Origin of the sequence: Methylobacterium sp. Leaf89 (assembly GCF_001422215.1) — a bacterium.
Classification (GTDB): Bacteria; Pseudomonadota; Alphaproteobacteria; order Rhizobiales; family Beijerinckiaceae; genus Methylobacterium.
In genome coordinates this window covers 63868-89263 of record NZ_LMML01000010.1, presented here as the reverse complement: position 1 = coordinate 89263, position 25396 = coordinate 63868, and the positions used below count along the sequence as shown (strand labels likewise).

Sequence of the window (25396 nt, the reverse complement as noted above, 5' to 3'; positions counted from 1 at the left end):
CCATCGCCGAGCAATGGGGCGAAAGGCTGACGGTGCGGCAGATACAGGCAGCCGATCGGTACGGATCGCCGATCCGTGGGCGCGACCTCGTGGAGAGCGGGGGTGACCTTCACAAGCGTGTCACGCTGATATTAGACTAAATCCCGATGGACTTGGCCTTTTCGTTCCCGTGCGAGGAGGTGGCGACGACCATCCGCGCCGATGTGCGTCGCCACGAACCGGGCGTTCCCGCCCGATGCGACGGCTTTTGGCCAATGCCTGGCTCCCCCGCCCCTCCTCGGCGCTTGTCGAGCGGCTGGGCCCTACCCCCATTTCCGCCTGCGCCAAGACGCTCCGAGACGCGGAGATGTTTGATCTTTCACCAACCTGGGACGATGCGCCCACCGACCTCCGCGCATTGTCCCGCTGTTGACCCGTCGAGAGGGTAGCGCCGATGCTGGATCTTCAAACGCTCGTACTGAATGCGGATTATCGGCCGCTCTCTTATAATCCGCTCTCCTTGTGGTGCTGGAAGGATGCCTTCACCGCATTGTTCCTCGATCGAGTCACGCTGGTGGCCAGCTACGACGTCGAGGCTAGGTCCCCGTCTCGCTCGCTGCGCGTGCCCAGCGTCGTTGCCCTGAAGAGCTATGTGACGCTGGCACGTAGCCCGGCCTTCACCCGCTACAACATCTACCTGCGAGACACTTTTTCCTGTCAGTATTGCGGCCTGCGCCTTCCGGCGGGAGGCCTAACCTTCGACCATGTCGTGCCCCGGTCCCGCGGCGGCCTGTCGAGCTGGGAGAACGTCGTCGCGGCCTGTTCCCCCTGCAATCTGCGCAAGGCCAATCGCACCCCGGCAGAGGCGGACATGCCTCTGCTCCACGAGCCGCACCGGCCGACACGGCACGAACTGCACCGTCGCCAGCCGGAGTTCGATCACCGGGAGTATCACCACACTTGGCTCGATTATCTCTACTGGGACACCGAGTTGGAGACCTAAGTGCGGTCAGAGCGCCTGGAAGCGCGGCGGAGGCTCATTGTAGAGCGGTAGTGCGAGAGAGCGCGGCACGCGACGGACGGGAATCAGGACGACCGGGCGTCGCGGGGCAACGTAGACCGGATCCCGGTAGGCGATGTGCGGCGGGAGGAGCGGGCGCCGGTCGCCCCGGCCGGGTTCACCGCCTGCGTGAGCGGGCGCTGCTCCCACGAACGAGGCCGCAGCGCTCGCGAATAAGGCCGCGGCGCTGCCGAGTAAAATGTGGCGACGCATGAACGAACTCCCGGCGGCGGCGTGGTCGCCGCGCGGACGACCGTAAAAGAAAAGAGCGAGCGATCGCTTAAGGGCCTTCAGAATTTCACGGCGGCGCCGGCCCGCACGGTGCTGATGGCGATCCGGTTCGCGGCACTCTGCTGGAAGTCGTTGAGCATGACGTACTGATATTCGCCACGCAGGAGGATGTTGCTCGTCAGGGCGAACTCCAGGCCGCCACCAAGGACGAAGCCGCCCATGGTCTTGGTCTTGGCAGTGCGGACCACCTGGGTGGCCGGAGTTCCGGATTCCGGGTTGTTCGGGTCGAAGCCGTTCGCTGTGTAGCCGAAGTTCTTGACCGCCACGGGATTGCCCGTCGTCAGAGCTTGGTTGGCCTTGTAGGCGATGGTGTCGTAGCCGTAATCCTGAATCGCGACGGATTGCTCGGTATGGACCCGGCCGATGGCAAGGCCGCCCGTAACGTAGGGCAGGAAGTTCCCGATCGCGTAGCCGCCGCGGGCGCGGATCGTGCCGTAATCCTCGATCCGCGCGGTCGCGGCACCGGTCAGCGAGACCGTCTCCAGGTAACCGTCGGATCCGACCTTGAACCGGCTGAGACTGTCCCGCGTCGAGGCTGTCCGGTCGAACCGCGTATAGTCGGCCTCAAAGCCGATCACGGTCTCGTCGAACTGGTAGTTGAAGCCCGCGAAGGCGCCGTAGCTGGCCCCCTCCATATTGCCACCGCGGGACGCAAGCAGGCTGGAGGCGTTGAAGGTCGTTTCTGCGGTGGAGTAGCGCAAGGCGTTCGACACCAGCGGCGTGTAGGCGTTCTTGAAGCCGGCGGTCGCTGACGAGTACCCGCCGTGTCCACCGAAATAGACGCCGTTCCAGTCGATGATCTGGACTTCGGGTTCGTAGTCGGAGCCGCGCAGGATGCCGTAATCAAGGTCCGCGCCCCACGCCGGCACGACGATTCCGACAGTGAAACCGGTCAGGAGCGCGAGGGAAACGGTACGCATCGATGTCGTCCTCAGGGCGTAAGCCCGATGGGTCAGATGGCTGAGCCTATGGTTCGGTTTTACTTGAGTAACCTTAACGCTCCGTTGCCCTGTCCTTCGCGGGAACGGTAAGGAGCCCGGCGGCGAGGCGCTCGCCGGGCCGGGTCCCTTATTCGTAGGGATTTCGGTTCCAGCTCGCACCGGGGAGGCCGGGGAGGCTCGCCGGACCGCCGGCGAAGCGGTAGCGCAGGCCGACGCGGACCTCATGCGAGGCGAGGTCCTTCAGGCGCGAATCGAAGCCGTAGGTGTCGAGCCCTGTCTTGGCGCGGCCGAGATCGACGTAGCGATAGCTGGTGTCGAGGCTCAGGCCGGCGCCGATCTCGTAGGACACGCCGCCTGTGAGGGCCCAGGCCAATGAAGCGACCGAGCGGCTCGGGCGCCGCACAACGTCGCGCAAGCCGGTGCCCGCATTGCCGTCGCAGGCTTCCAGGATGCAGGTCGTCTGGGTGTAGGCCTTGCCGAGATGCTTATCGGCGAAGCCGATGCCCCCGCCAATATAAGGCGTCAGGCCCCACCAGGTCCCGAGGTCGGCATAGATGTTCACCAATCCGGTGAGGACGTCGAGCTGAGCGGATTCGATGTTGTAGCCCGTCACGAAGCCCGAGCCCGACGAATAGGCGCTGTAGCGGGCGGGCATCCGCTGATCGATCGTGGCGTCCACGCGCAGCCAGTTGTTGATGCGGTAGCCGACGCCGCCGCCATAGCCGGGAACCGTCTCCAGATTCAGGCGCGTGAGGGGATTGAGGGGGCTTCCGTCGGCCGGCGCTGGGGTCGCATCATGGGGACGGGCATAATCGCTGACCGTCGCGTCGACCCGGAGGTACCACCCCTCCCCAATGGCGACCGGGGCCGGTGGCGGTGGTGGCAGGGGGCGAAGATCCGCCGCCGAGGCGGTGGGCGCTAGCCCTTGAGCAGCGAGCATCAGCCCGAAGGCCGTGACGAACCGGAACGTGGATGCGGCCATGACACTCTCGAACGCTGAACGATTTGAAGCGATCGAAGGGGCGCGCGGCACGCCTCGGATCACGCAACGCCGCACTTTAGAGCGGAACCGTTAGAGAGGACTTAACCCTAACGCTTTGTCGCAACGGGGTTTTTGATGATCGCCGACGCCCGGAAACGGACGAAGGCCGAGGACGCGGCACCCCGCGTCTTCGGCCTTCGGATCCATCCGGTCTCTGTCCCTGCTGGGGGGAGCCACCCAGCAGGGCACGCCTCCGTCAGTATTTGCGAACCAACGGGGCCGGCTCGGGCTGATACTCGGCGACTGCAGGGGCGACGATGCCACCAAGCAGCCAGCGCATACCGATCCGGACGTCGTGGGAGGTGACCTCCTTCACCTTGTAGACCGCGCCACCGCAATCCTGGTTGATGCAGTTCACGACACCCGAGCGCACGTCACCCAGATTGAGGTAGCGATAGCCGAGTTCCAGCTTCAAATTGGGCGTCACGCTGTAGGCGAGACCGGCCATAGCCGCCCAGGCCAGCGTGTTCGAATGTTTGTCCTTCGCGAATCCATACCCGCCGGTCGCGTTGCCGAAGCCGCGATCGTTGAATCCGGAAAAGTCGTGGAACGCAGTGCCGACGCCGCCGCCGACGAAGGGCGTCACGCCATACCAGGTGCCGAGATCAATGTAGCCGTTCGCCATTACGACGACGGACGCCAAGTTGGCCTGATACGCGTTGACCCCGCGGCACCCATCCGAGCGGCAATCCGCTCCATAGCTGTCCTGGAAGGTCAGCTTGCCGCCGCCGCGGTACTCGGCCGTGATATCGCCGTGGAAGTAAGCGCCGAACTGATAGCCGACACCGCCGCCGGCGAAGAATTGGCTTTCGATGGCCTTCTGGTCGTATCGGTACCCGTCCGGCAGCGATCCCTTCAGGACCGTGGTCGAGATGGCGCCCACGCTGGCTGCGCCAACGCCGACGTCGCCGCGCAGGTACCAGCCGCCGCCGATCTCAACGGGCGGGGGCAGCGGCTCGGGCGGCAGGGGCGGAAGCAGATCCGCCGCTTGGGCGAGGCAGGGCGCTGCCACGCTCGCAAAGAGCGTGATCGAGCGCGCCAAGGCAGACAGCTTGGTGCGGCGCATCGGATGTCCTTCAATCGACCGTGTGCCGGAAGCCTGAAATGCCGGCGGGATGACGGGGACATCATGGGATCCAAGAGTTAAATCGGATTTAACGTTAAATCTTATCCTTGCGGATGCGTTGACGGCTGTCACACAACGCTTGGTCCGTGATTACGGCGGAATGCACGCTCGTTTTGAGTAGAAATTTAAGCGACAGGGAAACACTGCCCGTGCCCAGCAGACCAGAGGATGTTCGCCGCTTGGCCGGGGCACTTCCTGAAGTAACCGAGGGGGCGCACAACGGACACCCGGACTTTCGGGTTCTTGGGCGGATCTTCGCGACGCTGTGGGTGGAAGAGGAACGGTTGGTTCTGCGCCTCTCGCGAACGCTGCAGGCCGAGTGGATCGAGGCCGAGCCCGATCTCTTCGAAGCGGTGGACGGCGCTTGGGGTCGGCGCGGCTGGACTTGTCTCACCCTTTGGGAGGCGGATGAGGACATGCTGGCCGCAGCTCTCCTGGCCGCCTGGCGAGAGGTCGCACCTGCGGCTTACGATCAGATCTAAGGTCTCGCATCTCGAACGGGCCAAAGCATCTGTGCCGAGCCGTTTTAGTCAAACCCGAGCGAATTCACGCCGCAGCTCTGGCAACAGCCTCGACTACATCATCCACCACCTCCGTGACGAGACCCCGGTCGTCCCCTTCGGCCATCACACGGATCACCGTCTCGGTGCCCGACGGGCGGATCACCAGGCGGCCGGAATTGCCGAGGCGCTCACGCGCCTGAGCAATTGCCGTGACGACCGAATCCGCACTCAGCGGCTGGCCGGACCGGTAGCGTACGTTCTTGAGGATTTGGGGCAGCGGCTCGAAGCAGTGGCAGACTTCGCTGACCGGACGCTCCTGACGCTTCACGACGCTGAGCAACTGCAAAGCCGCCACGAGGCCATCGCCGGTGGTGGCGTAATCCGACATGATGATGTGTCCGGACTGCTCGCCGCCGAGATTGTAGCCGTGCTCCCGCATGTGTTCGAGCACGTAGCGGTCCCCCACTGCGGTGCGCGCCAGATTCAGACCGATGCCACCCAGGAAGCGCTCCAGGCCCAAGTTCGACATGATCGTGGCGACCAGCCCCGGCTGCGTTAGGCGGTCATCCTCCTTCCATGACCGGGCGACCACGGCCATCAGCTGATCGCCGTCGACGGACTGGCCCTTCTCATCGATGATAAGGACCCGGTCTGCGTCGCCATCCAAGGCGATGCCGATATCAGCGCGCAGCTCCCGAACCTTGGCCGCAAGCGCAGCCGGCGCGGTTGAACCGACGTCACGGTTGATATTGAAGCCATCTGGCTCCACACCGATGGCGATCACTTCGGCACCCAACTCCCAGAGGGTTTCGGGTGCCACTCGGTAGGCGGCGCCGTTCGCGCAATCCACAACGATGCGCAGGCCGTCAAGGGTGACGTTGCGCGGCAGGGAGCGCTTGGCGAATTCGATGTAGCGGGCGTGCACACTCTCGATGCGCTTGGCACGTCCAAGGTCCCGCGAACCAGCCAGACGCTTATGCAGTTCGCCGTCGATCAGTGCCTCGATCTCCCGCTCGACATCGTCACTGAGCTTGAAGCCGTCGGGCCCGAACAGCTTGATGCCGTTGTCCTCGAAAGGATTGTGCGAGGCTGAGATCATCACGCCGATATCGGCGCGCATGGATCGGGTGAGCATCGCCACGGCCGGGGTTGGCATCGGCCCGAGTTGGAGTACGTCCATGCCCATCGATGTGAAGCCGGCAATCAGGGCGGTTTCAATCATGTAGCCCGAGAGACGCGTATCCTTGCCGATCACGACTCGATGGCGGTAATCGCCGCGCTGGAAGATTAAGCCTGCCGCTTGACCGACCTTCAGGGCAAGTTCCGGCGTGATGACGCCGTTGGCCCGTCCCCGGATACCATCCGTGCCGAAATACTTGCGCGACATGCTTTTCGCGTCCCGTCTGCTGTTCTCGTGTGTAGGGGAACTGAGTCCGCCTTAAGACGCAATCCTCCGACTGACCGCCGGTGATGATGCTTCGGCATTAGGTTCACCCATGGGATGAAAATCCGGTTGCCGGATCCCGCCCTTGAAGACCAAATCCATCATATCGTTAGGACGGCCTTGATACGAACGAGCCCGTCGGTGGCGGGCTCGTTATGTCAGATGTGGCTTATCTCAGGTTTTAAGCCTGTGGCTGAGGCTCCAGTCCATCACTGCCGCGTGGACGGCCACGGCCGGCAGACGGAACGGATGAGCCGCGCAGCGTGGTCGGTCCATCGCCCGAGTCCCGGATTGGAGGTTTGCCCGCGATGAGGTTCTTGATCTCGTCACCGGACAGGGTTTCGTATTCGAGGAGACCCTGAGCCAATGCCTCCAGATCGTCCTTGTGCTCACCGAGGATGCGGCGCGCCTCTTCAAGGCCGGTTTCCACGAGGCGGCGAACTTCTGCGTCGATCTTCTGAGCGGTCGCCTCCGAGACCGTCTGCTGACGACCCATCGACATGCCCAGGAAGACCTCGTCGTTGTTCTCTCCGTAGGCCACGGTACCAAGCTCGGGCGAGAAGCCCCAGCGGGTCACCATCATGCGGGCAAGACGGGTCGCCTGCTCGATGTCGGACTGTGCACCCGAGGTCACCTTGTCGGCGCCGAAGGTCATCTCCTCGGCGATGCGTCCGCCCATCATGATGGCGAGGCGCGAGGTCATCTGTTCGAAGGACATCGAGAGCTTGTCGCGCTCGGGCAACTGCATGACCATGCCCAGTGCCCGGCCGCGCGGGATGATCGTAGCCTTGTGGACAGGGTCCGTCGCCGGGACGTTGAAGGCCACGATGGCGTGGCCGCCCTCGTGATAGGCGGTCAGCCGCTTCTCGTCCTCGGTCATGACCAGGGTGCGCCTCTCGGCACCCATCATCACCTTGTCCTTGGCATCCTCGAACTCGTGCATCGTGACGATGCGCTTGCCGCGCCGCGCGGCGAGCAGGGCCGACTCGTTGACGAGGTTCATCAGGTCGGCGCCCGAGAAGCCGGGGGTGCCGCGCGCGATGACCTTCAGGTCGACGTCCGGCGCCAGGGGCACCTTGCGGACGTGGACGCGCAGGATGCGCTCACGGCCGACGACGTCGGGATTCGGCACCATGATCTGGCGGTCGAAGCGGCCCGGACGCAGCAGGGCGGGGTCGAGCACGTCGGGACGGTTGGTCGCCGCGATGATAATCACGCCCTCGTTGGCCTCGAAGCCGTCCATCTCCACGAGGAGCTGGTTCAGGGTCTGCTCGCGCTCGTCGTTGCCGCCGCCGAGGCCGGCGCCACGATGGCGGCCGACCGCGTCGATCTCGTCGATGAAGATGATGCAGGGGGCGTTCTTCTTGGCCTGCTCGAACATGTCACGCACGCGCGAGGCACCGACACCGACGAACATCTCGACGAAGTCGGAGCCGGAGATCGTGAAGAATGGCACGTTGGCCTCGCCCGCGACCGCCCGGGCGATCAGGGTCTTACCCGTGCCGGGGGGGCCGACGAGAAGCACGCCACGCGGAATACGGCCGCCGAGACGCTGAAACTTCTGCGGGTCGCGCAGGAACTCCACGATCTCCTGCAGGTCCTCCTTGGCTTCCTCGACGCCGGCGACGTCGTCGAAGCTTACGCGGCCGGAGGCCTCGGTGAGAAGCTTGGCCTTCGACTTGCCGAAGCCCATTGCGCGCCCCGCCCCGGACTGCATCTGCCGGGAGAGAAAGATCCAGGCGCCGATGAACACGAGGATCGGCAGCCAGCTCACGAGCAGCTGAATGAACCATGGCGTGTTGTCGGATGGGGGACGAGCGGTGATCTGCACGCCCTTGCTTTGCAGCTTGGACACGAGGCTCGGGTCGTTGGGGGCATAAGACGTAAAGTTGCCGCCGCCGACATAGGTGCCGCTGACATCCTGCCCGGAGATCACAACCGTCTGAATCTTACCGGAATCGGCATCATTCAGGAGCTGGCTGTAGGCGATCTCGGAACCGCCACCACGATGACCCGGGTTTTGAAACAGGGTCACAAGGGCAAGCACGAGCAGGAAGATGACGACCCACAAGGCGAAGTTGCGGAAATTCGGGTTCATCGATCAATCCCTGGAGGCATCGGGGCCCGCCGCGCGAATTGGGGCGGGTCGCTCCTGACGCTCCCCGCCAATGTAGGCAGCGAGTCCCCCCTTGCCAAGTCGAAGGGGAGGCCGTGCCATGGCCATGCCGCCGCGGCAAGGCCGCATCGGATGGGAGGGTTACGAAGATTTCCTTCCTCGGCGCAGTGGCGCCGAGGTCAGCACCAGATCCCCTGCCCGCGTCACTTCGAACAATATCCCACGCAGAGTCCGGCGTACCGGAATCCCCTCATGCAGGGCGGGTCGAAGGTCATCCAGAACGAGGGCTTCGAGCCGTTCCAGCCGCTCCGGGCTATCGGGCTTCATCTGCTCCGCCGCGAGGCTCGCAACACGAAGAAGTACGGCGTCCGGCAGGAAGCGAAGATGGGGACCGTCCAGGTGGATGCCGGGGCGGCACTCCGGCCGGAGTGCCGTCGCGAAAGCGATCCGCGCCGCTTCCGTCAAGGCCGCGTCGTCACGAGCGCAGCGCGCCGCGAGACGGCAGAGCCGATCCGAACTCAGACCTTCGCGGGTGAGGTCCGGTATGAGCCTGCGCAGGCGTGCTCGGGCGAAGCGTTCGTCGTCGTTGGATGGGTCGCGCACGAAGGCGAAGTGCCGGCGCTCGCAATAGTCCACGAGTTGAGCCTTCGCGATTTTCAGGAAGGGCCGTGCCAGTCTGATGGAAGGTGTCAGGGATCGCTCGGTGCGCATACCCGCGAGGCCTGCCGGCCCGCTCCCCGCCAGGAGACGCATCAGAACGGTCTCGGCCTGATCGTCCCGAGTGTGCCCGGTGAGCACGAGGCCGGCGCCGATGGTTTCGGCATGGGTGGCAAGGAGAGCGTAACGCGCGATGCGGGCGGCCTCCTGAAGCCCCCGCGACGGCTTTGGTCCGGTCCAGGCCAAGGTTCGGTGGGGGAGACCGACAGCTTCGGCGAGGCTGGCGACCGCCGCGGCTTCCACGCCCGCTTCAGGCCGAAGGTTGTGATCGACCGTGGCGACGTGGACGGTCGCCGCAGGATCGACGGCCGCCGCTGCAGCCATCAACGCGGTCGAGTCGGGTCCGCCGGAGACCGCGAGGAGGACCGTTCCGCCAGTCAGATAGGGGCGGAGCGCGTCCTCGACCGCGTCGACCGGTTTGCTTAGGCGGCGCAGCGCGCGCGCTTCTGTTCGCGGGTCACGCCCTGGCGGACGCTGGCGCTGGCAGAAGGAAATTTACGCTCCAATTCCGCGAGGGTCGCACAGGCCTGCTCGCGGGCTCCGAGCGCATTGAGCGAGGCTCCGAGCTTCAGCATGGCATCCGGCGCCTGCGCCGAGCGTGCATAGTCCGTGGAGACTTTCAGGAATTGCTCGGCCGCCTCGCGGTTGCGATTGCGCTGTAGGTAGCTCTCGCCGAGCCAGTAGGTTGCTGATGGCACCAGTGCATCGCGCGGGTGGGATTGGATGAATTGGCGCAGGCCCATCTCGGCCTGCTCGTACTGGCGCTGAAGGATGTAGGCGTAGGCCATCTCGTAATCGGCGCGCGCATCCCCCGTCCCCGTAGCAGCGACGCTGCCGGCCCGGGGCGGATTCGGAAGTGCACCGGTGGTCGGAACGCGGGCGGGCGGTGACAGGTCGACTGGGCCGCCGAGACCAGGCGGCGTCAGGCCGGGCTCCTCGTCATCCGCCTCGACGACCGCCGGAGGCACGTTGCGAGCCCGGGGCGCTTCGGCCCCCGCCCCGCTCGGCGTGGTGGTACCCAGCTGCATCGGCGCGCCCGGTTTGCCAAGATTGTGCTCGGGATCGAAGGCGTCGCTGCGCTTCTGGGGCTTGGCCGGAGCCGGATTGGTCCCCGATGGAGCGCCGCTGCGGCCCCCCTTCGCCTCCTGCAGGCGGAACTCCACGTCCTCCTGAAACTTGCGGAGCTGCTCCTTCAACTGGCGATTTTCATACTGCAGCGTTTCGATCTGCCCCGCGGTCTGACGCGACTGGTTCTCCAGCCGATTGAGCCGGACGACGAAGTCGGACGCGTCCTGCGCCATCGCGGGAGCCGACATCCCCCAGAGGATCGATCCCGTGACGGATCCGGCTGCGGTGGCGAGGCGGGTCGCGAGGAGGAGGCGGGCAAGCATGACGGGCGTTACCGGTGGTCGAGGAGCGGAGGTGCGTTCGCGAAGATCGCAGCCTGCCGATAGCAAATGCTGTCCCACGCGGCAAAAATGCGGCCATGCCGCGGCACATCGTTTCGGGCGCGGGATCCTGAAGAGGGTTCGGCTCCGAGATCCCGCGGCATCCTTGCGTCAGGAACCAGCGCCGCGATCGAGCACGGTGACGGCGCGGCGATTCTGGGACCAGCACGAGATGTCGTTGCACACGGCCACCGGACGCTCCTTGCCATAGGAGACGGTACGGATCCGCCCATTCGCGATGCCGCGCGAGGCCAGGTAGTCCTTCACAGACTGGGCGCGGCGCTCGCCGAGGGAGAAGTTGTACTCTCGGGTGCCGCGCTCGTCGGCGTGCCCCTCGATCAGGAAGGTGTAGCGCGGATAGCGCTGCAGCCAGTTGGCCTGCTTATCCAGGGTGGCGGTGGCGGTCGAGGTCAGATCGGTGGAGTCCGATTCGAAGAACACCCGGTCGCCGATATTCACCACGAAGTCCTGGGCACTGCCGGGGGTGTTGGCGCCGCCGTTCATGCCACCGCCGGCGCCGAACCCGGAGGCGTCGGCCAGATCCTTGTCGTTGGTGCAGGCTGCGACGCTGAGGGCGGCGCAGAGGGCGGCCGCCAGCGGAAACACGCGGAAGCGCGCAATCATGGACATGATCCTGTTCTCCTCGGGCACAGCCGCCGGATCCCTGATGATCAGGCTGACGACGTCGCCTCATGTGACCCCCTCGGGGACACAGCGGCGGTTCTTATGCGGTCTCGGTTAAGCGAAGGTTCCGTCAACCTTGAACGGATCTTGCCGAAATCGGCCAAAGTCTCGTGAAACCCAGTCTCCATGCACGCCCGCTCCGAATCGCTCCATTGACGGCGAGGTGAGACGAACCCCGGAGATCGGCCCCGATTGCGGCATCGGCGCGACGCTGAAGTCGATGTTTGTACGCGCGTCCAATCCGTGGCGGCATGGCAACATACGAAGCCCCGCGGGCTTTAGGATTGGTTTTGGATCGCACGGATCGCCGTCACCGCGGCTTCAGCGGATCGCCGGACGGCTGCCAAGGGCGCCGCAAGATCGGTTCCATCCAGGCAAGCCCGCTCCATCTCCGAACAGCGCTGGGAGAGATCGAAGAAGCCCAGGGACCCACTCGCGGAAAGCAGGATGTGGGCATCCTGCCCGAGGACGATGCGTTCCGAGGCCGGCGCCTGAAGCCGTCGGCCGATCTCGGTTCTCAAACGGTCGAGAAGATCCATTAAGCGGGCCCGGCCGAAGATGTCTTCCAACTCCTTGAGTGTGCGGGGCTCGTAGATCGGCCCTACCCGCGGGGCGGGCGCATCAGGGGCTGCGGACGTCTCGGCCTCGCGGGTCGAATGGTCCGGCATGAGGTCGTCCAGACTAGGTCGAGGTCGGGACTTGGCCCAACCACCGCCTCTGTTGATCGGTGGTTAACCTCTACCGGACAAAGCCCACTGTGCAAAGAGTTGGTGCGATCCATGCACCGGCGTCAGGTCCTCGTCGTCGGGGACAATCCCCGGCTTCCTGAAATGCCGACCGCCCTGTGCCAGCGGAACGGCATTGCCGTGGTCTCGGTTTCCGGCGGCGAGGCGGCTGTGGCCGTCCTCCGGCAGGCCAGCGCGACAGAGAACGAAGTGGGCAATACTTCGTACTCCTGTTCACCGACATCAACCTTCCAGGCCTCATCGACGGCTGGTCCGTTGTGCAGGCTTTTCGCGCGCTCGACCCCGATGGACTGGTCGTCTGTTCGTCGACCCGCGTCTGCAGAGATCGCCATGCCGTGCCAGACAGCGTCTTCCTGGCAAGCCCTTCCGGACCCGGGATGTGCTTGATTTCGCCGGCTCGCTAAAGCGTGAACCCGCCGCCGGATGGGAGCCGATGAGTCTGCCGGCGACAGGCTGATGTCGGGGCGCAGTCAGGCCCTGAACAATGCCCGCACGGCGGGGTTCGCCCGCCAGCCCGCGACCCGGATGCATCCGAGAGCCTCCGGCGCATGGCGCCGATAGATCGCGAAGCTCGCCGCAATGAAGGCCCGTAAGTCGTAGAGCTTCGGGTCGCCCCGGCGGGCCCGGTCCTTGAACAGCATCGTGCCGGTTAGGCCATAGTGCACCGCGAGGTCAGGGTAGAGGGGCCAGACCACGTCGGCGGCCAGATCATCCGGGAGATAGTCCTCGACCTGGGCCGGAAGCGGTTCAAGGCCCGCTTCGGTGGCGAGCCGCCGGGCAATATCAGCCAGCACGAACAATTTGGGATGGTTCAGGACGTGCATGAAGCAGCCGCGTCGGGACCATCGGGCGAGCTCCGCCTCCAGCGGAAACATGATGTCGCGTGCGCTGCCGAGAAGCTCCGCTGCGGCGACGTTCCAAGCTTCGTAGAAGCCGAGTCGTGTATAGACCGACTCGCGGAACAGCTTCACGGTCTCCTCCAGTCCCAGCCCTTCCAGATAGGCGCACAGGACGATAGCGGAGTGATAAGGACCTGTCGGCGAGGCGATGAGGCGCGAGGCGGAGAGCGCACCGACATCACCCACGAGGACCATGTCGGGCTGATAGCCCGGGAACAGGATGGTCGGGTACAGGCGGAGGCGCGGATCGCTGTCGCCGAGGGCATGGACGTTGCCGCCCTCGACGAAACCTTCGGGGAAGAACTGCGTGAAGACGTGGTCGAAGGGGGCGAGATCGGCCTTCAGGCGCTCGAGGCTGCCATACCGTCGTCCGAGGCCGTCGAAGGGTACGAGGTGGACCTGCGCGCTCGGAAGCAGCAGTCTCAGAGATTGGGCGACGCCCTCGGCCTGGCAGTTGCCTAAGACCGCGATCCGCGATCCGTCCCGAACCGGGTCAAGCGAGTCGATGCGGGGCCTGCGCCATCCTCCCGCCCAGGATCGCCACGATGAACCCGGGCGTGCGAGGGAGGCAGCCAAGGCCGCGACAGAGTCCGGGACCAGTGTCTTGGTGGACGTGCGCGGCAATGGCCTAAGCGATCGGATGGAGATGCCGCCGTGGTGATGAACCCTTACGCCGATCTACCGGCCGAGCGATTCTGGCGCAAGGCCGTCGCAGGCGTGGCGCCCTTCGCCCTGGCACCCGCCCCGAGCGGCCGCTTTACCATCGCCCCCGAGTCCCGGGTGGCGACCGCTGGTTCGTGTTTCGCCCAGCATGTCGCCTGCGCCCTGACCCGGGCAGGGTTCGGGCATTATCTCGCCGAGGCCGCGCCCGACGGCATGGCGCCCGAAACCGCCGCCGACCGTCAATACGGGATCTACTCGGCCCGCTACGGCAACCTCTACACCGCCCGCCAGCTTCTGCAGCTCTTCGACCGGGCTTACGGCACCTACGCCCCTGCCCTCTCGATCTGGACGCGTCCGGACGGTCGCCTAGTCGATCCGTTCCGCCCCGGGATCGAGCCGGCGGGCTTCGCTGACGCGGCCGAGGTGGATGCCGATCGCCGGCGGCATCTCGCGGCGGTCCGGGCGATGTTCGAAAGCCTCGACGTCTTCGTCTTCACCTTGGGACTGACGGAGGGCTGGATGCATCGCGCAGATGGCGCGATGCTCCCGGTGGCCCCCGGGGTCATCGGCGGCAGCTTCGACCCGGATGCCTACGCCTTCGTGAATGCGCGGGTGGGTGACGTCCGCGACGACATGCTGACCTTCCTCGAGCGGCTGTTCGCGGTCAATCCGGCCGCCCGGGTCATCCTCACAATCTCGCCGGTGCCCCTGATCGCGACCTACGCGGAACGGCACGTTCTAGTCTCCAACACCTACAGCAAAGCTGCTCTGCGAGCCGCGGCCGAGGAGATCGTCGCGGCCGAGCCGCGCGCCGTCTACTTTCCCGCCTACGAGATCGTCACGAGTACCGCCAATGCCGCGCGCTACTACGAGGACGACCTGCGCTCGGTCACGCCCATGGCGGTCGCCCACGTGATGCGGGTGTTCCTCGACGCCTTCACCACACGGGCGAAGGCCCCGATCCTGACTCAGCCCCTCGGAATCGAGTATCGCCGCGCGGCCAGCGTGATCTGCGACGAGGAGGCCATCGAGCGAAGCCTGACGTGAGCGCCTACTGGAGGTGCCGTGTGTAGGTGTCGCCCGCCGCGCGCTTCAATTCGGCGCCAGCTTCGCGCCCGATGCGGGCGGCGTCCGACACGGCGCCGGAGCGCTGGACGGCCCAGTGGGCGCTGCCGTCGGGCAGGAACAGCAGGCCGTCGAGGTTAAGCGTGTCGCCGCTGATCCGTGCCAGGGCGGCGATCGGCGTCCGGCAGGAGCCGTCGAGCTCGGCCAGCAGTCCGCGTTCGGCCTCGAGCTCGGCGGTGGCGGTGGCCGAGACCAGGGGGGCCAGGAGGGCGCGCACGGCGGCGTCAGCCGCGCGGCACTCGATGCCGAGGGCGCCCTGCGCAACGGCCGGGAGCATCTCGCCGAAATCGAGCACGCTCCGGGCCATGTCGGCCATGCCGAGGCGCTCCAGGCCGCAGAGCGCCAGGAGCGTGGCGTCGCAAGTCCCCTCCTCCAGCTTGCGCATGCGCGTGTTGGCGTTCCCGCGCAGGGGTACGATCCGCAGGTCCGGACGGCGCATCAACACCTGCGCCGCGCGGCGCAGGGACGAGGTGCCGACCCGGGCCCCCGACGGAAGCTCGGCGAAGCCGGACGCGCGCGGCGACAGGAAGGCGTCGCGGGGGTCATCTCGCTCCAGGATGCAGGCGATGACGAGCCCGTCGGGCAGCCAGGTCTCCACGTCCTTCATCGAGTGGACGGCAACGTCGACCACGTCGGCATAAAGCGCCTGCTCGAGTTCCTTGGTGAACAACCCCTTGCCGCCAATCTCGGAGAGCGGGCGGTCGAGGATGCGATCCGCGACGGTGTTGACCACCACGATCTCGGTCTCGAGGCCCGGATTGGCCGCGACGATCTTGTCCCGGACCATTCCGGTCTGGGCCAGGGCCATCGGACTTCCGCGCGTTCCGATGCGGAGGGGACGTTGGATCATGGGCGAGGATCGCTCGGTGGTGGGGGGCCGGAACCCGGGGGATCGGGCCGGTCCGGTCTGCTGAAACCTAGGTACGCAGTCCGCGCGCGGATGTCACCGGGACCGCGTTCGATCCGCCGCCGGCCGCTAAGTATTCCGAAACCACGCGTACAGGTCGCGCCTCCCGCGCCCCGCGATCTTAGGCCAAGCTTATCGCTCTCGGCGTGTATCTCGTGCGACGAGGATGTCACGAGCCAGGTCGGCGGACGCTCACCGATGAAGCGCAGCAAGCTTGAAGCCTATTACGAGCAGGAGTTCGGTCCGCGCGACGACGAGCCGGACGACCGCCCGCTTCGGCGTTCGTCCGGTCGGGATCGGGCGCCGGCCAGGCCCCGGCGGCGGCGCGGCGGGTTCGGCATCGTCCGTCTGCTCAAGGTCACGCTGATGCTCGGACCCATGACGATCCTGCTGGCCGCGAGCCTGCTGATGGATTGCCAGGGGGGCGTCCGGGGATCCTGGGTCCCCGACATCCTGCGCAGCACTGCCTGCGCCCGCCGCGACCTGGCCGGCCGGGTTCTCCATCTCGACAGCGACCTTCGAACGGTCGCGAACGGCCTGCGGTAGCGCGGCGTGATCGGGACGGACCATCGCGATCGTGGCGGGAGGCCGCGGTGAAGCTCGGAGCTCGGACCATGCCCCTGGAGACGCTCGCCGCGCCGGTGCGGGACGACCCTGCGGCCGACGCGGCCACGCCCGCGCACGCCCGGATCCGTGAGGCGATCATCCGCGACGGCCTGCGCACGCCCCGGACCGTGCGCCGGTTCGGGGAGTTCGAAGGCGAAGCGGACGCGGAGGTCCGGTCCTTCACCCTGGGCTGGGCGCCGTCCCTCCTCCTCAACCTCCTCCTGCTCACCGCGCCCTTCGCTCTGGTGATCGGGCTGCCGCCGGTCCTGGCCTGTCGCGAGCGCGCCGAGCAGTTCGGCTTCTTCGCCGGCGAGACCCTGTCGGGTTGTGCCGCGCGCGGCGTCCGCGCGCGGATCGGCCGGCTCGACGACCGCATCAAGATGCTGGTGCGGGGCTCCGGCTCGTGACGCGGCCTCAGAAGGCCTGGAGCGCCAGCTCGGTGTGCTCGACGCTGGGCGGCGCCTCGAAGCAGGGCGAGACCATGGCCCGGTAGTCCTTCCAGGCCTGGGAGCCGGTGAAGTCCACGGTGTGGTTCTCGAGAGTCTCCCATTCGATGAGCAGGCGGTAGCGCTGCGGCTTCTCGATGGAACGCCGGACGGCGAAGCTGCGGCAGCCCTTGGCGGATTTGAAGATCGCCGCCGCCTTGGCGATGCCGGCCTCGAACTCGGCCTCCAGGCCTGGCTTGATGTCGATCTGCGCGATTTCGAGGATCATGAATCTCTCCGGCCGTAAGGTTCGAGGGGGGATCAGCGAAGGGGGCGGCCGAGGGCCTGGGCGAGCAGGCGCTGCGGGCTGCGCTCGGGGCGGGCCTGGTCGGCCACCGCGAGGTAGGCGGTCTGCTCCAGCATGTACTGGCCGCCCATGGCGCCGTGCATCACGAGGTCCGAGAAGGTTACCCAGGTCTGGCCGGGGGAGAAGTGGACATCGGCCTGGGGCGCCGTCTCCTGGTAGGTCATGTCCTGCTTCAGGGCGTCGTGCAGGTGCAGCATGAGGTGGTCGTACTCGCTGCGCCGCGCCTTGGTGATCTTGAGGAGCGCCAGCATCCGGGCCGAGAGCGGCGAGTAGCCGGGCAGGCGCGGCAGGAATTTCCGCGCCATGGACGGAAAGTCCTCGCCGACCCGCCAGTGGCGCGGCTGCCCGTTGGGGTTGATGTTCCGGAAGATGCGCAGGATGCGCTTCTCGCCGATCGGGTTCGACGGGAAGGCGTCCACGTGCAGGCGGGTGTCGTCGCGCCGCCAGCTCAGCTTGCGCTGGTCCACCTCGTAGGGGCGATAGGAGGTGCCCGCGAAGGAGACCTTGCCGGCATAGGCCGGCAGGTGCGCGGCGACCAAAGCCTCGGCGAAGCGGCGGTAGCGGATGAGGACCTGGCGCAGGGCCTCCTGCTCCTCCGGCGTGCCGGCCGCGCCCCGCAGGGTGGCTTGCGGCCCGCGGATGTTGACGTTCTTGGCCTTGCCGTCGGCGAAGGGGCGCTCGACGAAGCGCTCCTCGAAGGGGCTGAGGGGAAAGTCGAGGTCGGGGAACATCAGGACCGCGCCGCCCTCGAGGGCATCCACCAGAGACGGCGTGCCGGGGGGCGGCCCCGCGCGTGAGACGGATACGATCGGGCTGATCATCGGGCGGGGATCCTCGAAAACCGCGGCGGGACCGGCGGTTTAGCCGAAGCGCACGCGCCTGACCACGGGCGTGGCGGCCCGTCGTCGATCCCCCTGCCCGTCCCGGCCCGGATCGGTCCCGACGGATAGCGGTGGATGACGGCGCTTGCCTGTTGTCACACCGCTCGAACCGGCCCAACCCTGACGGCCTGTCCGGAGCAACCCTGGCGTTTCGGTCGCGTTGATGGAACAGTCGCGGTTCCGACCTCACGGAACCCTGCGGCGATGAGGATGCCGACCATGGCGACGTTGAAGGAATTCGAGGAGTCCCTGCGCGAGCACGGCATGCACATGGCCCTCGCCCTGCTGGAGCGCCTGCGTGAGCGGGACCGGGCGACGCGGACGATCAAGCCGGCCCGGCGCCTGACTGGCCAGAAGATGACCCCGGAACTCGCCCGCGCGATCCTCGACCTCCACGCCTCCACCGGCATGACCCAGCAGGAGATCGCCTTCAAGGTCGGCGTGAACCAGGGCCGGGTCAACGAAGTGATCAAGCGCGGCAAGTGGCTGGACGACGATCCCCACGCCCCGGAGGCGGTCGCCCGCGACAGGGCGAAGGCCCGCCTGCGCGCCGATCCGCCGGCCGAGCGACCGGCCGCCCGCCGGTCCGTGGGCAAGCCCGCGGCCAAGCGGGCGAAGGGAACGCCGCCTGCGCGGCGTCCGAGCCCGCAAGGACAGCTGATCTTCGGCGACCTGTGATCGCACCCGGCGGTCGAGGAGCCTAGGCGTGGGGCGTTCCGCGTCTCTTTCGCGGGATCGACCGGGCGGGCTGCGCGTTGGCCCGCCATGCCGAACCGCGTCGCCCTCGCCGCCCTCGTTCTCGCCCTCTGCAGCGTCCCGGCGCTCGCGCAGCGGGCCTCGACGGTTGCCATGTCCTGCGGTCAGGCCAAGGGGCTGGTGGACCGGCGGGGCGGCCTCGTGCTTGGAACCGGCGGGCAGACCTATGACCGCTTCGTGCGCGATCGCAGCTTCTGCGAGGTCACCGAGATCACGGTCCCGGCCTTCGTGCCGGCACAGGATACGCCGCGCTGCTTCATCGGCTACCGCTGCAAGGAGCCGAGCCGCAGCGACTGGTTCGACGGCGGTTTCTGACGCGATCGCATCGCCCCATGGGAAAGCGCCCCGGCCATGGGACCGGGGCGCTCCGAACGTCCGTCTGGGCCGATCAGGCGGCCTGCTGCGTCGAGCCCTCGATCACCGGGGCCCGCGGGGTGCGGCCGGTGGCGATCTGGATCTGACGCGGCTTCTTCGCCTCCGGAATCTCGCGGACGAGATCGATGTGAAGGAGGCCGTTCTCGAGGGCGGCCCCCGTCACCTGGACGTAGTCCGCCAACTGGAACCGACGCTCGAAGGCGCGGGCCGCGATGCCCTGGTGCAGGAATTCCGCCGGCTTGGCGGGATCGGACTGACGCTCGCCCTTCAGCGTCAGCGCATTCTCCTTCACTTCGATCGCGAGATCGGACTCCGTGAAGCCGGCCACCGCCACCGTGATCCGGTAGGCGTTCTCGCCGGTGCGCTCGATGTTGTAGGGCGGATAGGTCGGGGCCGCGTCGGCGCTCACGAACTGGTCGAGGGCCGAGAACAGGCGGTCGAAACCGACGGTGGAGCGATAAAGGGGAGCAAGGTCGAACTGACGCATCACATATTCTCCGTAAGAAGCAACATGCTGGTTCTGGGTCCGCCCGAGGGCCGGACCAGTCGCACCGCCGTATTGGCCGGTGCTCACCTGATATCGGAGCCGGGTTTCAGCCTCGCAAGAGCCTCAGCCGGCGCCTCGGCCAAAAAATTCGGTTCCTTTCTTGCCGCGAGACTGCGTCGATGCTGACCCTGCGTTCCACCCCGGACAATCCCGTTCCACCGGGCGGTGCCCTGAAGGCGGTGCGCACCGATGACGGACTCGAGCTGCGGGCCGCCCATTGGCGTCCGACCACCCGCCTCGTGAAGGGCACCGTCTGCCTCCTCCAGGGCCGGGCCGAGTTCATCGAGAAGTACTACGAGACGATCGCGGACCTGCGCGGGCGGGGCTTCGCCGTCGTGGCCTTCGACTGGCGCGGACAGGGCGAGTCGCAGCGGCAGGTCGACGATCCGCATCGGGGCCACGTCGCCCATTTCGACGATTACCGCCTCGACCTGAAGGCGATCACGGATGCGATCCTGCATCCCCTGATGCCGCATCCGCATCTCTGCCTCGCGCACTCGATGGGCGGGGCCGTCGCCCTGACCGGTGCCCATGACGGCTGGTTGCCGTTCCGGCGCGTCGTCATGGTGGCGCCGATGCTGTCGATCCGGATGGTGCGATGGCCGGCCGGGGCGGCCCTCCTGGCCGGCACCCTGCACGCGATCGGGTGGGGCCGGCGTTACATCCCCTTCGGCTCGGCGGTTTCGATCGCGACGAAGCCCTATCCGGACAATCGCCTGTGCCGCGATCCGAAGCGCTACGCCCGCAACGCGGCGGCCGCCCGGGATGTCGGGGCCGGTGCCGTGGGCGATCCGAGCATCGCCTGGCTCGCGAGCGCCTTCCGGGCGATGAAGCGCCTCGCCGACCCGCGCGTGCCGGGCCGAATCTCGGTGCCGACCCTCATCGTCGCGGCAGGCGCCGACCCCGTCTGCGGCACCTCCACCACCGAGCGGTTCGCCCGCCGCCTGCGCGCCGGGCACATCCTGGTGCTGCCCGATGCCCGGCACGAGATCCTGTCGGAGCGCGACAGCATCCGGCAGGACTTCTGGGCGGCCTTCGACGCCTTCATGCCCGGCTCCGACGCGACGGAACCGACCGACACGCGCGTGCGGCAGGAGGCGTGAAGCTCAGGAGCGGGAAGCGGCGCATGACTCGGGAGCAAGGAGGGGCGTGCGCTTCAGGATCAGGTGCGGTCGTCCAACTCCGCGACGCCGCTCTGACGGTCCGCATAGGCCGCTTTGAAGGCCGGGCGCTGCTGCCAGCGCTTCCAGAATGCGTCGATGTGCTCGAAGCGCTCATCCAGCGGCGTGGCGTTGACCGGGAACTTCGAGAAGGCAATGGCGGTCGCCATGGTGATGTCCGAGAAGGTGGGTGCCGCGCCGCCGAGAAGCCATTCGCGACCGTCCGACAGATGCTGGTTCACCAGGCTCGCATGCGCCAGGGCTTCCTTGCGGCAGTGTTCGCCCCAGGCCGGGTTGCTGGTGAGTTCGAGCTTCGGCCCCAGGCCCTGGTGCAGAACGTGGAACGCGGTGACGATCCGGTAGAGGATGTGCACCCAGATGCGGTTGTCCCACATCGTGTCGAGCCCCTGCTGCAAGGGGTCTTCACCCATGATGCGCCGACCGGGGAACGCCTGATCGAGATATCGAACGATCGCGGCCGTCTCCGAGAGGACGCTCCCATCCTCCAGCTTGAGGGTCGGCGTTTCGCCCCAGGGGTTCATCTTCAGGTGCGGCCACTGCCGTTGCTCGCCGCCCGGTGACATGTCGTAGACCCGTTCGGCGAAGTGATCCGCGATGCCTTTCTCGTACAGGAAGATGCGCAGACGTTGCGGATTCGGGAATGCCGAGGGCGAGGTGAAAAGCTGAAGGCGGGACGCGGTCTCGGTGGTCATTCAAATCTCCCTGTCTGTCAGTAGGCAGGCGGAGAGCTAGGGCTGTCCTTTCGATCGGTCAACACCTATCTGCCAACTGGCAGGCACTGAAGGAACGCGAGGCGGCGCGATGAAGGCAGACAACAAGGAGGCGATCCTCGCGGCAGCGAAGCGGACGGCGATGGCGCATGGCTACGCTGGCTTGAACTTCCGCGATCTTGCGGCCGAGGTCGGCATCAAGGCAGCGAGTGTCTACTACCATTTCCCGGGCAAGGCCGAACTCGGTGTGGCGGTTGCGAAGCGCTATTGGGAAGACATCGCCGCCGATCTCGACGCCATCTCGAACCAAGCGTCTGACCCGCTCGCCAGTCTGCACAGATATCCCGAGATTTTTCGCACGTCCTTGCAGAACGACAACCGCATGTGCCTGTCGAGCTTCATGACGGCCGAATACGACGATCTGCCGGACGTCGTGAAGCACGAGGTGAGGGCCTTTGCCGAGGTGAACGTCGCTTGGTTGAGCAAGGCTTTGACCGCAGCGGGGGTGGTGGAGGCGGTCGACAGCGACGGGCGGGCGGGCGCCATCTACGCGGCCGTTGCGGGCGCCCAACTCATGGCGAGAGGTCGAGCAGATCTCTCGCTCTTCGACACCCTCATCGACCACTATCGCGCGACCGGCCTTCTCCCCGCGTAAGGATCCGCCCATCCTCGAAGAAGGTCCGCTCCCGATCCGACGGCGGTCGTCCGGAGCGACTCGATCGGGCTGCCGCTGACTGTTCTCTGCGGGCCTCCCGAGGGAGGACCAAGGGCCAGAGCTGGACCGCCGGGCGGGTGAGCCCCGAGGAGCGTCAGAAAGCCGTGCGCCTCACGGATTGAGCTGGCGCAGGGCCGCCTCGTGCAGGCGGCGGTCCCCGGCGGCGACGATGCGCCCGCCCCCCGTCGCCGGTCCGCCGTCCCAGGTCGTCACGATGCCGCCGGCGCCCTCGATGATCGGGATCAGCGCGACGATGTCGTAGGGCTTGAGCCCGGCCTCCACCACCAGGTCGATCTGCCCGGCCGCCAGCATGCAGTAGGCGTAGCAGTCGGTGCCATAGCGGGAGAGGCGCACCGCGCCCTCCAGGGCGAGGAAGCGCTCCCGCTCCGCCCCGTCCGCGAACAGGCGCGGGTCGGTGGTGGCGAGGACCGCCTGGTCGAGGGCGGTGCCGCGGCGGGTCAGCAGCCTGCGTTCGCCGCGGGGCGACCGCAGGCGGGCCTGGGCGCCGTCGCCCGAGAACAGTTCGCCGAGATAGGGCTGGTGCATCAGGCCGCGCACCGCCGCCCCGTGATGGGTCAGGCCGATCAGGGTGCCCCAGGTGGGCAGGCCGGCGACGAAGGCGCGGGTGCCGTCGATGGGGTCCAGGACCCAAACGCATTCGGCCTCGAGGTTTTCGGACCCGAACTCTTCGCCGAGGATGCCGTGGGTCGGCAGGTCGCGCCGGATCATGCCCCGCATGGCCACCTCGGCGGCCCGGTCCGCCTCCGTCACCGGATCGAAGGCCGCCCCGCCCCGCGCCTTGTCGTCCATGCCGAAGGCGGCGCGGAAGAAGGGCAGGATCGCTTGTCCCGAGGCCGCGGCGAGATCGTCCATGAACCGCGCGAGATCGACGACGCTCATCGGCATACCCCTCTTCCGGTCGGTGCCCGCCGGACAAAGCCCCATCCGGCAGAGTTCCATCGGGATGGTCGGGGAGCGAAGCGGAGGGAGGGGGCGGCGGTCAAGCCCAAAACCGTGCCGTCAGACCGGCATCGGTTGGACCGGGGCGAATTTTGTCTCGACCGCGGGCGGTTCGTCGGCCGGACGACGGGTCCCGTGCGCGGCGGCCACGACGGCCTCCACGGCGGCCTTCAGAGACGACACATGGATGTCGGCCTCCACCGCCCGGCGCCGGGTCGCCTCGTCGAGGCTGGCATCGTCCGCCTGCCACAGGCCGAGGACGAAGCAGGCGCCCGGGAGCTTGCGGTGCAGGCGGTCGGCCAGCCGGCGCAGGTGCGTCGGCTCGCCGCTGATCGCCATCGACACGATGCAGACGAGCTTTGCCGGGCCGGGATCGAAGGCGTCGATCCGCGCCCGTGCCACGTCGGCGAACGGCACCACCCGGGTGCCGATCCCGCGCTTGGCGAGGAGCTGGGCCAGGATCGCGCAGGCGGCCTCGTCGACGAAGCTGCGCCCGGCGACGCACAGCACCGTGCCGTCGGGCCGCCAGGCTTCCGGCACCGGGTCCGGGCGCGGGGCGTCGGGGTCGGCCTTCGCCTCGGTGTCGCCGCGCAGGTCGTCGCGGTCGGCCATCTCCTCGATCAGTCCGCCGACACTGGCCCGGATGTCGTTCTTCTGCTCGGTGGTGAGCACGCCGCGGGCGGCGTCCCGGGCGGCGAGCTCGAGGCCCCTCACCACCACCTCGTCGTAATAGGCGGTGAGCGAGCAGGTCTTCAGGATGAGGTCGGCATGCTCCTGCGCCTCCTCCGGGTCGTCGGCCAGGATGCGCTGGTAGAAGTTCTCCACTGGAGTCAGGGCCGGCCGGTCGCCGAACAGGACATCGAGGAATTCGAGCTTGTCCACGTGGCGCCCGAGCACCACGAGGCAGACCGTCAGCGGCGTGGACAGGAGCAGGCCGACGGGTCCCCAGAGCCAGGTCCAGAACAGCGCCGAGACCAGGACCGCGAAGGGCGACATGCCGGTGGACTGGCCGTAGAGCATCGGCTCGATGAAGTGCCCGACCAGGGGTTCCAGGATGAGGAACAGGATCAGCGTCCCGATCACCATCGACCAGCCGGGATCGACCGCGGCGGCCAGCGCCAGGGGGAACAGGGCCGACACGAAGGCGCCTACATAGGGCACGAAGCGCATCAGCGCCGAGAAGATGCCCCACAGGACGGGATTCGGTACGCCGAGGAGGTACAGCCCGATCCCGACCACGAGGCCGAAAGAGGCGTTGAGGCCGAGCTGGACCAGGAAGTATCGGCTGAGGCGCTTGGCGGCGTCGTCCATCGCCACGGTGGTGCGGTGGAGGTCGCTGGAGCCGGCGAGCCGGATCATCCGGTCGCGCAGGTCCTCCCGCTGCATCAGCAGGAAGAGCAGCACCACGAAGACGATGCCGATGGTGGCAAGTGGGTGCAGGATGGGCGAGATCAGCGTGCCCGCCATGGTCACCGGTCCCGGCACGCGCTCCTTGACCTCCACCAGGATCGCCTTCTCGGGCGGGGCCGGATTGGCCTGGGATTCCGGCTTGGTTTCGGGCTTCGGTTCCTCGTGGCTCTCGTGCATCGTCCGGCCGATGCTGGCGACGTAGCCCGCCAGGCGCCCGGCGGGCGTGTCGTTGAGGCCCTCGATCTTGCGCTCGATCGTGCTGCGGTAGCGCGGCACGTCCTTGGCGATGTCGGCGAGCTGCACGCCGATCAGCGTCGCCAGGGCGGCGGCGGTGCCCAGCGCCAGGAGGACCGAGGCCGCCACCGAGAGGAAGCGGCCGAAATGCCAGCGCCGCAGCAGGTTCACCAGGGGGCCGAGGACGAAGGAGAGCAGGATCGCGATGGCGATCGGGATGAGGACGTCGCGGCCGACATACAGTCCCACCATGATCAGGGCGGCGACGATGATCGGCGACGTCACGGCCTGGGTCGGCGTGCCGGCGGCCGCGATGCGCGTGGGTCGCGGGGGGACGAGGGACGGCTTCGGGGGGGATCGCAGGGCCATTCCGATTCCGTGTTCGAGACGCGACGCGCGGGCCGCCGACGTGGCCGGCACCGACGCGGTGAGAACGACCCGCGCGCGCGAATCGATCCCTCCCAGGGGTTCATCTCGTCGCGAAACCGTGATCGAGGCGGGTTGAGCCTGCCTCCGATGCATAGCTGAGCGGCGGCGC

The 25396-nt window shown here is 67.3% G+C and carries 26 protein-coding genes; 9 read left to right on the top strand and 17 right to left on the bottom strand.

Features of this window, described 5'->3' with window-relative positions; all coding sequences use genetic code 11:
• Nucleotides 1-433: 433 nt before the first annotated feature.
• Entirely contained in the window at nucleotides 434-982 is a 549-nt protein-coding gene (locus ASF18_RS05535; RefSeq protein WP_055950293.1) for an HNH endonuclease, read from the top strand.
• A 347-nt stretch (nucleotides 983-1329) separates the two neighbouring features.
• Here ASF18_RS05535 and ASF18_RS05530 read toward each other — a convergent pair whose 3' ends face one another.
• The 3 genes from ASF18_RS05530 to ASF18_RS05520 all read right to left on the bottom strand — a co-directional run bounded on the left by ASF18_RS05530 (nucleotide 1330) and on the right by ASF18_RS05520 (nucleotide 4379).
• The gene (locus ASF18_RS05530) at nucleotides 1330-2250 is read right to left on the bottom strand and encodes an outer membrane beta-barrel protein (protein WP_056350037.1); all 921 of its coding nucleotides are present in this window, start codon (nucleotides 2248-2250) and stop codon (nucleotides 1330-1332) included.
• A 148-nt stretch (nucleotides 2251-2398) separates the two neighbouring features.
• Nucleotides 2399-3253, bottom strand: coding sequence for an outer membrane beta-barrel protein (locus ASF18_RS05525; protein WP_200917513.1), 855 nt, complete (start codon nucleotides 3251-3253; stop codon nucleotides 2399-2401).
• A 256-nt stretch (nucleotides 3254-3509) separates the two neighbouring features.
• On the bottom strand, nucleotides 3510-4379 hold the full coding sequence (locus ASF18_RS05520) for an outer membrane beta-barrel protein (protein WP_056350035.1): 870 nt from the start codon (nucleotides 4377-4379) through the stop codon (nucleotides 3510-3512).
• 239 nt (nucleotides 4380-4618) lie between these two features.
• Here ASF18_RS05520 and ASF18_RS05515 point away from each other — a divergent pair, with 239 nt between their 5' ends.
• Nucleotides 4619-4921 (top strand): MmcQ/YjbR family DNA-binding protein, encoded by a 303-nt coding sequence (locus ASF18_RS05515; protein ID WP_244472588.1) that lies wholly within the window; start codon nucleotides 4619-4621, stop codon nucleotides 4919-4921.
• A gap of 64 nt (nucleotides 4922-4985) precedes the next feature.
• Here ASF18_RS05515 and glmM read toward each other — a convergent pair whose 3' ends face one another.
• From glmM to ASF18_RS05480, 7 genes are all read right to left on the bottom strand, one after another.
• Entirely contained in the window at nucleotides 4986-6329 is a 1344-nt protein-coding gene (glmM, locus tag ASF18_RS05510) for a phosphoglucosamine mutase (RefSeq protein ID WP_056350031.1), read from the bottom strand.
• Nucleotides 6330-6567: 238 nt separating this feature from the next.
• Entirely contained in the window at nucleotides 6568-8484 is a 1917-nt protein-coding gene (gene ftsH, locus ASF18_RS05505; RefSeq protein ID WP_056350029.1) for an ATP-dependent zinc metalloprotease FtsH, read from the bottom strand.
• Nucleotides 8485-8643: 159 nt separating this feature from the next.
• Nucleotides 8644-9600 carry a tRNA lysidine(34) synthetase TilS gene (tilS, locus tag ASF18_RS22810; protein ID WP_280138925.1) on the bottom strand — a complete coding sequence of 319 codons (957 nt, stop codon included), beginning with the start codon at nucleotides 9598-9600 and terminating at the stop codon, nucleotides 8644-8646.
• Nucleotides 9601-9641: 41 nt separating this feature from the next.
• On the bottom strand, nucleotides 9642-10610 hold the full coding sequence (ybgF, locus tag ASF18_RS05495; protein ID WP_056271680.1) for a tol-pal system protein YbgF: 969 nt from the start codon (nucleotides 10608-10610) through the stop codon (nucleotides 9642-9644).
• A 168-nt stretch (nucleotides 10611-10778) separates the two neighbouring features.
• Nucleotides 10779-11297 carry a peptidoglycan-associated lipoprotein Pal gene (gene pal / locus ASF18_RS05490; RefSeq protein ID WP_056221079.1) on the bottom strand — a complete coding sequence of 173 codons (519 nt, stop codon included), beginning with the start codon at nucleotides 11295-11297 and terminating at the stop codon, nucleotides 10779-10781.
• A gap of 332 nt (nucleotides 11298-11629) precedes the next feature.
• Nucleotides 11630-12019 carry an Hpt domain-containing protein gene (locus ASF18_RS05485; RefSeq protein ID WP_082487113.1) on the bottom strand — a complete coding sequence of 130 codons (390 nt, stop codon included), beginning with the start codon at nucleotides 12017-12019 and terminating at the stop codon, nucleotides 11630-11632.
• 548 nt (nucleotides 12020-12567) lie between these two features.
• Nucleotides 12568-13572 carry a WcbI family polysaccharide biosynthesis putative acetyltransferase gene (locus ASF18_RS05480; protein ID WP_244472587.1) on the bottom strand — a complete coding sequence of 335 codons (1005 nt, stop codon included), beginning with the start codon at nucleotides 13570-13572 and terminating at the stop codon, nucleotides 12568-12570.
• Nucleotides 13573-13656: 84 nt separating this feature from the next.
• On the opposite strand from ASF18_RS05480, the gene ASF18_RS05475 reads away from it, so the two are divergent.
• The gene (locus tag ASF18_RS05475; protein WP_056350109.1) at nucleotides 13657-14706 is read left to right on the top strand and encodes a GSCFA domain-containing protein; all 1050 of its coding nucleotides are present in this window, start codon (nucleotides 13657-13659) and stop codon (nucleotides 14704-14706) included.
• Nucleotides 14707-14710: 4 nt separating this feature from the next.
• Here the strand turns inward: ASF18_RS05475 and hemC are convergent, their stop codons facing one another.
• Nucleotides 14711-15634 carry a hydroxymethylbilane synthase gene (hemC, locus tag ASF18_RS05470; RefSeq protein WP_056271675.1) on the bottom strand — a complete coding sequence of 308 codons (924 nt, stop codon included), beginning with the start codon at nucleotides 15632-15634 and terminating at the stop codon, nucleotides 14711-14713.
• Between the two features lie 255 nt (nucleotides 15635-15889).
• On the opposite strand from hemC, the gene ASF18_RS05465 reads away from it, so the two are divergent.
• Both ASF18_RS05465 and ASF18_RS05460 read left to right on the top strand, forming a co-directional pair.
• Nucleotides 15890-16237 (top strand): hypothetical protein, encoded by a 348-nt coding sequence (locus ASF18_RS05465; RefSeq protein WP_056271672.1) that lies wholly within the window; start codon nucleotides 15890-15892, stop codon nucleotides 16235-16237.
• Between the two features lie 68 nt (nucleotides 16238-16305).
• Nucleotides 16306-16704, top strand: coding sequence for a hypothetical protein (locus ASF18_RS05460; RefSeq protein ID WP_056350025.1), 399 nt, complete (start codon nucleotides 16306-16308; stop codon nucleotides 16702-16704).
• A gap of 7 nt (nucleotides 16705-16711) precedes the next feature.
• On the opposite strand, the gene ASF18_RS05455 is transcribed toward ASF18_RS05460, so the two are convergent.
• Both ASF18_RS05455 and ASF18_RS05450 read right to left on the bottom strand, forming a co-directional pair.
• On the bottom strand, nucleotides 16712-17011 hold the full coding sequence (locus tag ASF18_RS05455) for an antibiotic biosynthesis monooxygenase family protein (protein ID WP_056350023.1): 300 nt from the start codon (nucleotides 17009-17011) through the stop codon (nucleotides 16712-16714).
• A 32-nt stretch (nucleotides 17012-17043) separates the two neighbouring features.
• A complete protein-coding gene (locus ASF18_RS05450) occupies nucleotides 17044-17910 on the bottom strand; it encodes a Kdo hydroxylase family protein (protein WP_056350022.1) in 867 nt (288 codons plus the stop codon).
• 279 nt (nucleotides 17911-18189) lie between these two features.
• Here ASF18_RS05450 and ASF18_RS05445 point away from each other — a divergent pair, with 279 nt between their 5' ends.
• Together ASF18_RS05445 and ASF18_RS05440 are read left to right on the top strand one after the other, a co-directional pair.
• Nucleotides 18190-18648: a hypothetical protein gene (locus tag ASF18_RS05445; RefSeq protein WP_056271663.1), complete on the top strand. Its 459-nt coding sequence runs from the start codon at nucleotides 18190-18192 to the stop codon at nucleotides 18646-18648.
• An 87-nt stretch (nucleotides 18649-18735) separates the two neighbouring features.
• Complete coding sequence (locus ASF18_RS05440) at nucleotides 18736-19041, top strand: hypothetical protein (RefSeq protein ID WP_056271659.1); 306 nt, start codon at nucleotides 18736-18738, stop codon at nucleotides 19039-19041.
• 73 nt (nucleotides 19042-19114) lie between these two features.
• On the opposite strand, the gene ASF18_RS05435 is transcribed toward ASF18_RS05440, so the two are convergent.
• The gene (locus ASF18_RS05435; protein WP_056350020.1) at nucleotides 19115-19588 is read right to left on the bottom strand and encodes an Hsp20 family protein; all 474 of its coding nucleotides are present in this window, start codon (nucleotides 19586-19588) and stop codon (nucleotides 19115-19117) included.
• A gap of 179 nt (nucleotides 19589-19767) precedes the next feature.
• On the opposite strand from ASF18_RS05435, the gene ASF18_RS05430 reads away from it, so the two are divergent.
• Entirely contained in the window at nucleotides 19768-20751 is a 984-nt protein-coding gene (locus ASF18_RS05430) for an alpha/beta hydrolase (RefSeq protein ID WP_056271652.1), read from the top strand.
• A 59-nt stretch (nucleotides 20752-20810) separates the two neighbouring features.
• Here ASF18_RS05430 and ASF18_RS05425 read toward each other — a convergent pair whose 3' ends face one another.
• On the bottom strand, nucleotides 20811-21521 hold the full coding sequence (locus tag ASF18_RS05425) for a glutathione S-transferase N-terminal domain-containing protein (protein WP_056350018.1): 711 nt from the start codon (nucleotides 21519-21521) through the stop codon (nucleotides 20811-20813).
• Between the two features lie 109 nt (nucleotides 21522-21630).
• Here ASF18_RS05425 and ASF18_RS05420 point away from each other — a divergent pair, with 109 nt between their 5' ends.
• Nucleotides 21631-22194, top strand: coding sequence for a TetR/AcrR family transcriptional regulator (locus ASF18_RS05420; RefSeq protein WP_056350016.1), 564 nt, complete (start codon nucleotides 21631-21633; stop codon nucleotides 22192-22194).
• A 171-nt stretch (nucleotides 22195-22365) separates the two neighbouring features.
• Here the strand turns inward: ASF18_RS05420 and hisN are convergent, their stop codons facing one another.
• Together hisN and ASF18_RS05410 are read right to left on the bottom strand one after the other, a co-directional pair.
• Entirely contained in the window at nucleotides 22366-23154 is a 789-nt protein-coding gene (hisN, locus tag ASF18_RS05415) for a histidinol-phosphatase (RefSeq protein WP_056350107.1), read from the bottom strand.
• A gap of 120 nt (nucleotides 23155-23274) precedes the next feature.
• Nucleotides 23275-25227, bottom strand: coding sequence for an AI-2E family transporter (locus ASF18_RS05410; RefSeq protein WP_082487111.1), 1953 nt, complete (start codon nucleotides 25225-25227; stop codon nucleotides 23275-23277).
• Nucleotides 25228-25396 lie beyond the last annotated feature (169 nt).

Coding starts and splice junctions, on each gene's coding strand:
- ASF18_RS05445 (WP_056271663.1), top strand. CDS start 18,190: ATGGCGACGTTGAAGGAATTCGAGGAGTCCCTGCGCGAGCACGGCATG.
- ASF18_RS05435 (WP_056350020.1), bottom strand. CDS start 19,588: ATGCGTCAGTTCGACCTTGCTCCCCTTTATCGCTCCACCGTCGGTTTC.
- ASF18_RS05520 (WP_056350035.1), bottom strand. CDS start 4,379: ATGCGCCGCACCAAGCTGTCTGCCTTGGCGCGCTCGATCACGCTCTTT.
- ASF18_RS05460 (WP_056350025.1), top strand. CDS start 16,306: ATGCCCCTGGAGACGCTCGCCGCGCCGGTGCGGGACGACCCTGCGGCC.
- ASF18_RS05475 (WP_056350109.1), top strand. CDS start 13,657: ATGAACCCTTACGCCGATCTACCGGCCGAGCGATTCTGGCGCAAGGCC.
- hemC (WP_056271675.1), bottom strand. CDS start 15,634: ATGATCCAACGTCCCCTCCGCATCGGAACGCGCGGAAGTCCGATGGCC.
- ASF18_RS05485 (WP_082487113.1), bottom strand. CDS start 12,019: ATGCCGGACCATTCGACCCGCGAGGCCGAGACGTCCGCAGCCCCTGAT.
- ASF18_RS05525 (WP_200917513.1), bottom strand. CDS start 3,253: ATGGCCGCATCCACGTTCCGGTTCGTCACGGCCTTCGGGCTGATGCTC.
- ASF18_RS05455 (WP_056350023.1), bottom strand. CDS start 17,011: ATGATCCTCGAAATCGCGCAGATCGACATCAAGCCAGGCCTGGAGGCC.
- pal (WP_056221079.1), bottom strand. CDS start 11,297: ATGTCCATGATTGCGCGCTTCCGCGTGTTTCCGCTGGCGGCCGCCCTC.
- ASF18_RS05430 (WP_056271652.1), top strand. CDS start 19,768: ATGCTGACCCTGCGTTCCACCCCGGACAATCCCGTTCCACCGGGCGGT.
- ftsH (WP_056350029.1), bottom strand. CDS start 8,484: ATGAACCCGAATTTCCGCAACTTCGCCTTGTGGGTCGTCATCTTCCTG.
- ASF18_RS05535 (WP_055950293.1), top strand. CDS start 434: ATGCTGGATCTTCAAACGCTCGTACTGAATGCGGATTATCGGCCGCTC.
- ASF18_RS05450 (WP_056350022.1), bottom strand. CDS start 17,910: ATGATCAGCCCGATCGTATCCGTCTCACGCGCGGGGCCGCCCCCCGGC.
- ASF18_RS05530 (WP_056350037.1), bottom strand. CDS start 2,250: ATGCGTACCGTTTCCCTCGCGCTCCTGACCGGTTTCACTGTCGGAATC.
- ASF18_RS05465 (WP_056271672.1), top strand. CDS start 15,890: ATGAAGCGCAGCAAGCTTGAAGCCTATTACGAGCAGGAGTTCGGTCCG.
- ybgF (WP_056271680.1), bottom strand. CDS start 10,610: ATGCTTGCCCGCCTCCTCCTCGCGACCCGCCTCGCCACCGCAGCCGGA.
- ASF18_RS05410 (WP_082487111.1), bottom strand. CDS start 25,227: ATGGCCCTGCGATCCCCCCCGAAGCCGTCCCTCGTCCCCCCGCGACCC.
- ASF18_RS05440 (WP_056271659.1), top strand. CDS start 18,736: ATGCCGAACCGCGTCGCCCTCGCCGCCCTCGTTCTCGCCCTCTGCAGC.
- ASF18_RS05425 (WP_056350018.1), bottom strand. CDS start 21,521: ATGACCACCGAGACCGCGTCCCGCCTTCAGCTTTTCACCTCGCCCTCG.
- hisN (WP_056350107.1), bottom strand. CDS start 23,154: ATGAGCGTCGTCGATCTCGCGCGGTTCATGGACGATCTCGCCGCGGCC.
- ASF18_RS05420 (WP_056350016.1), top strand. CDS start 21,631: ATGAAGGCAGACAACAAGGAGGCGATCCTCGCGGCAGCGAAGCGGACG.
- glmM (WP_056350031.1), bottom strand. CDS start 6,329: ATGTCGCGCAAGTATTTCGGCACGGATGGTATCCGGGGACGGGCCAAC.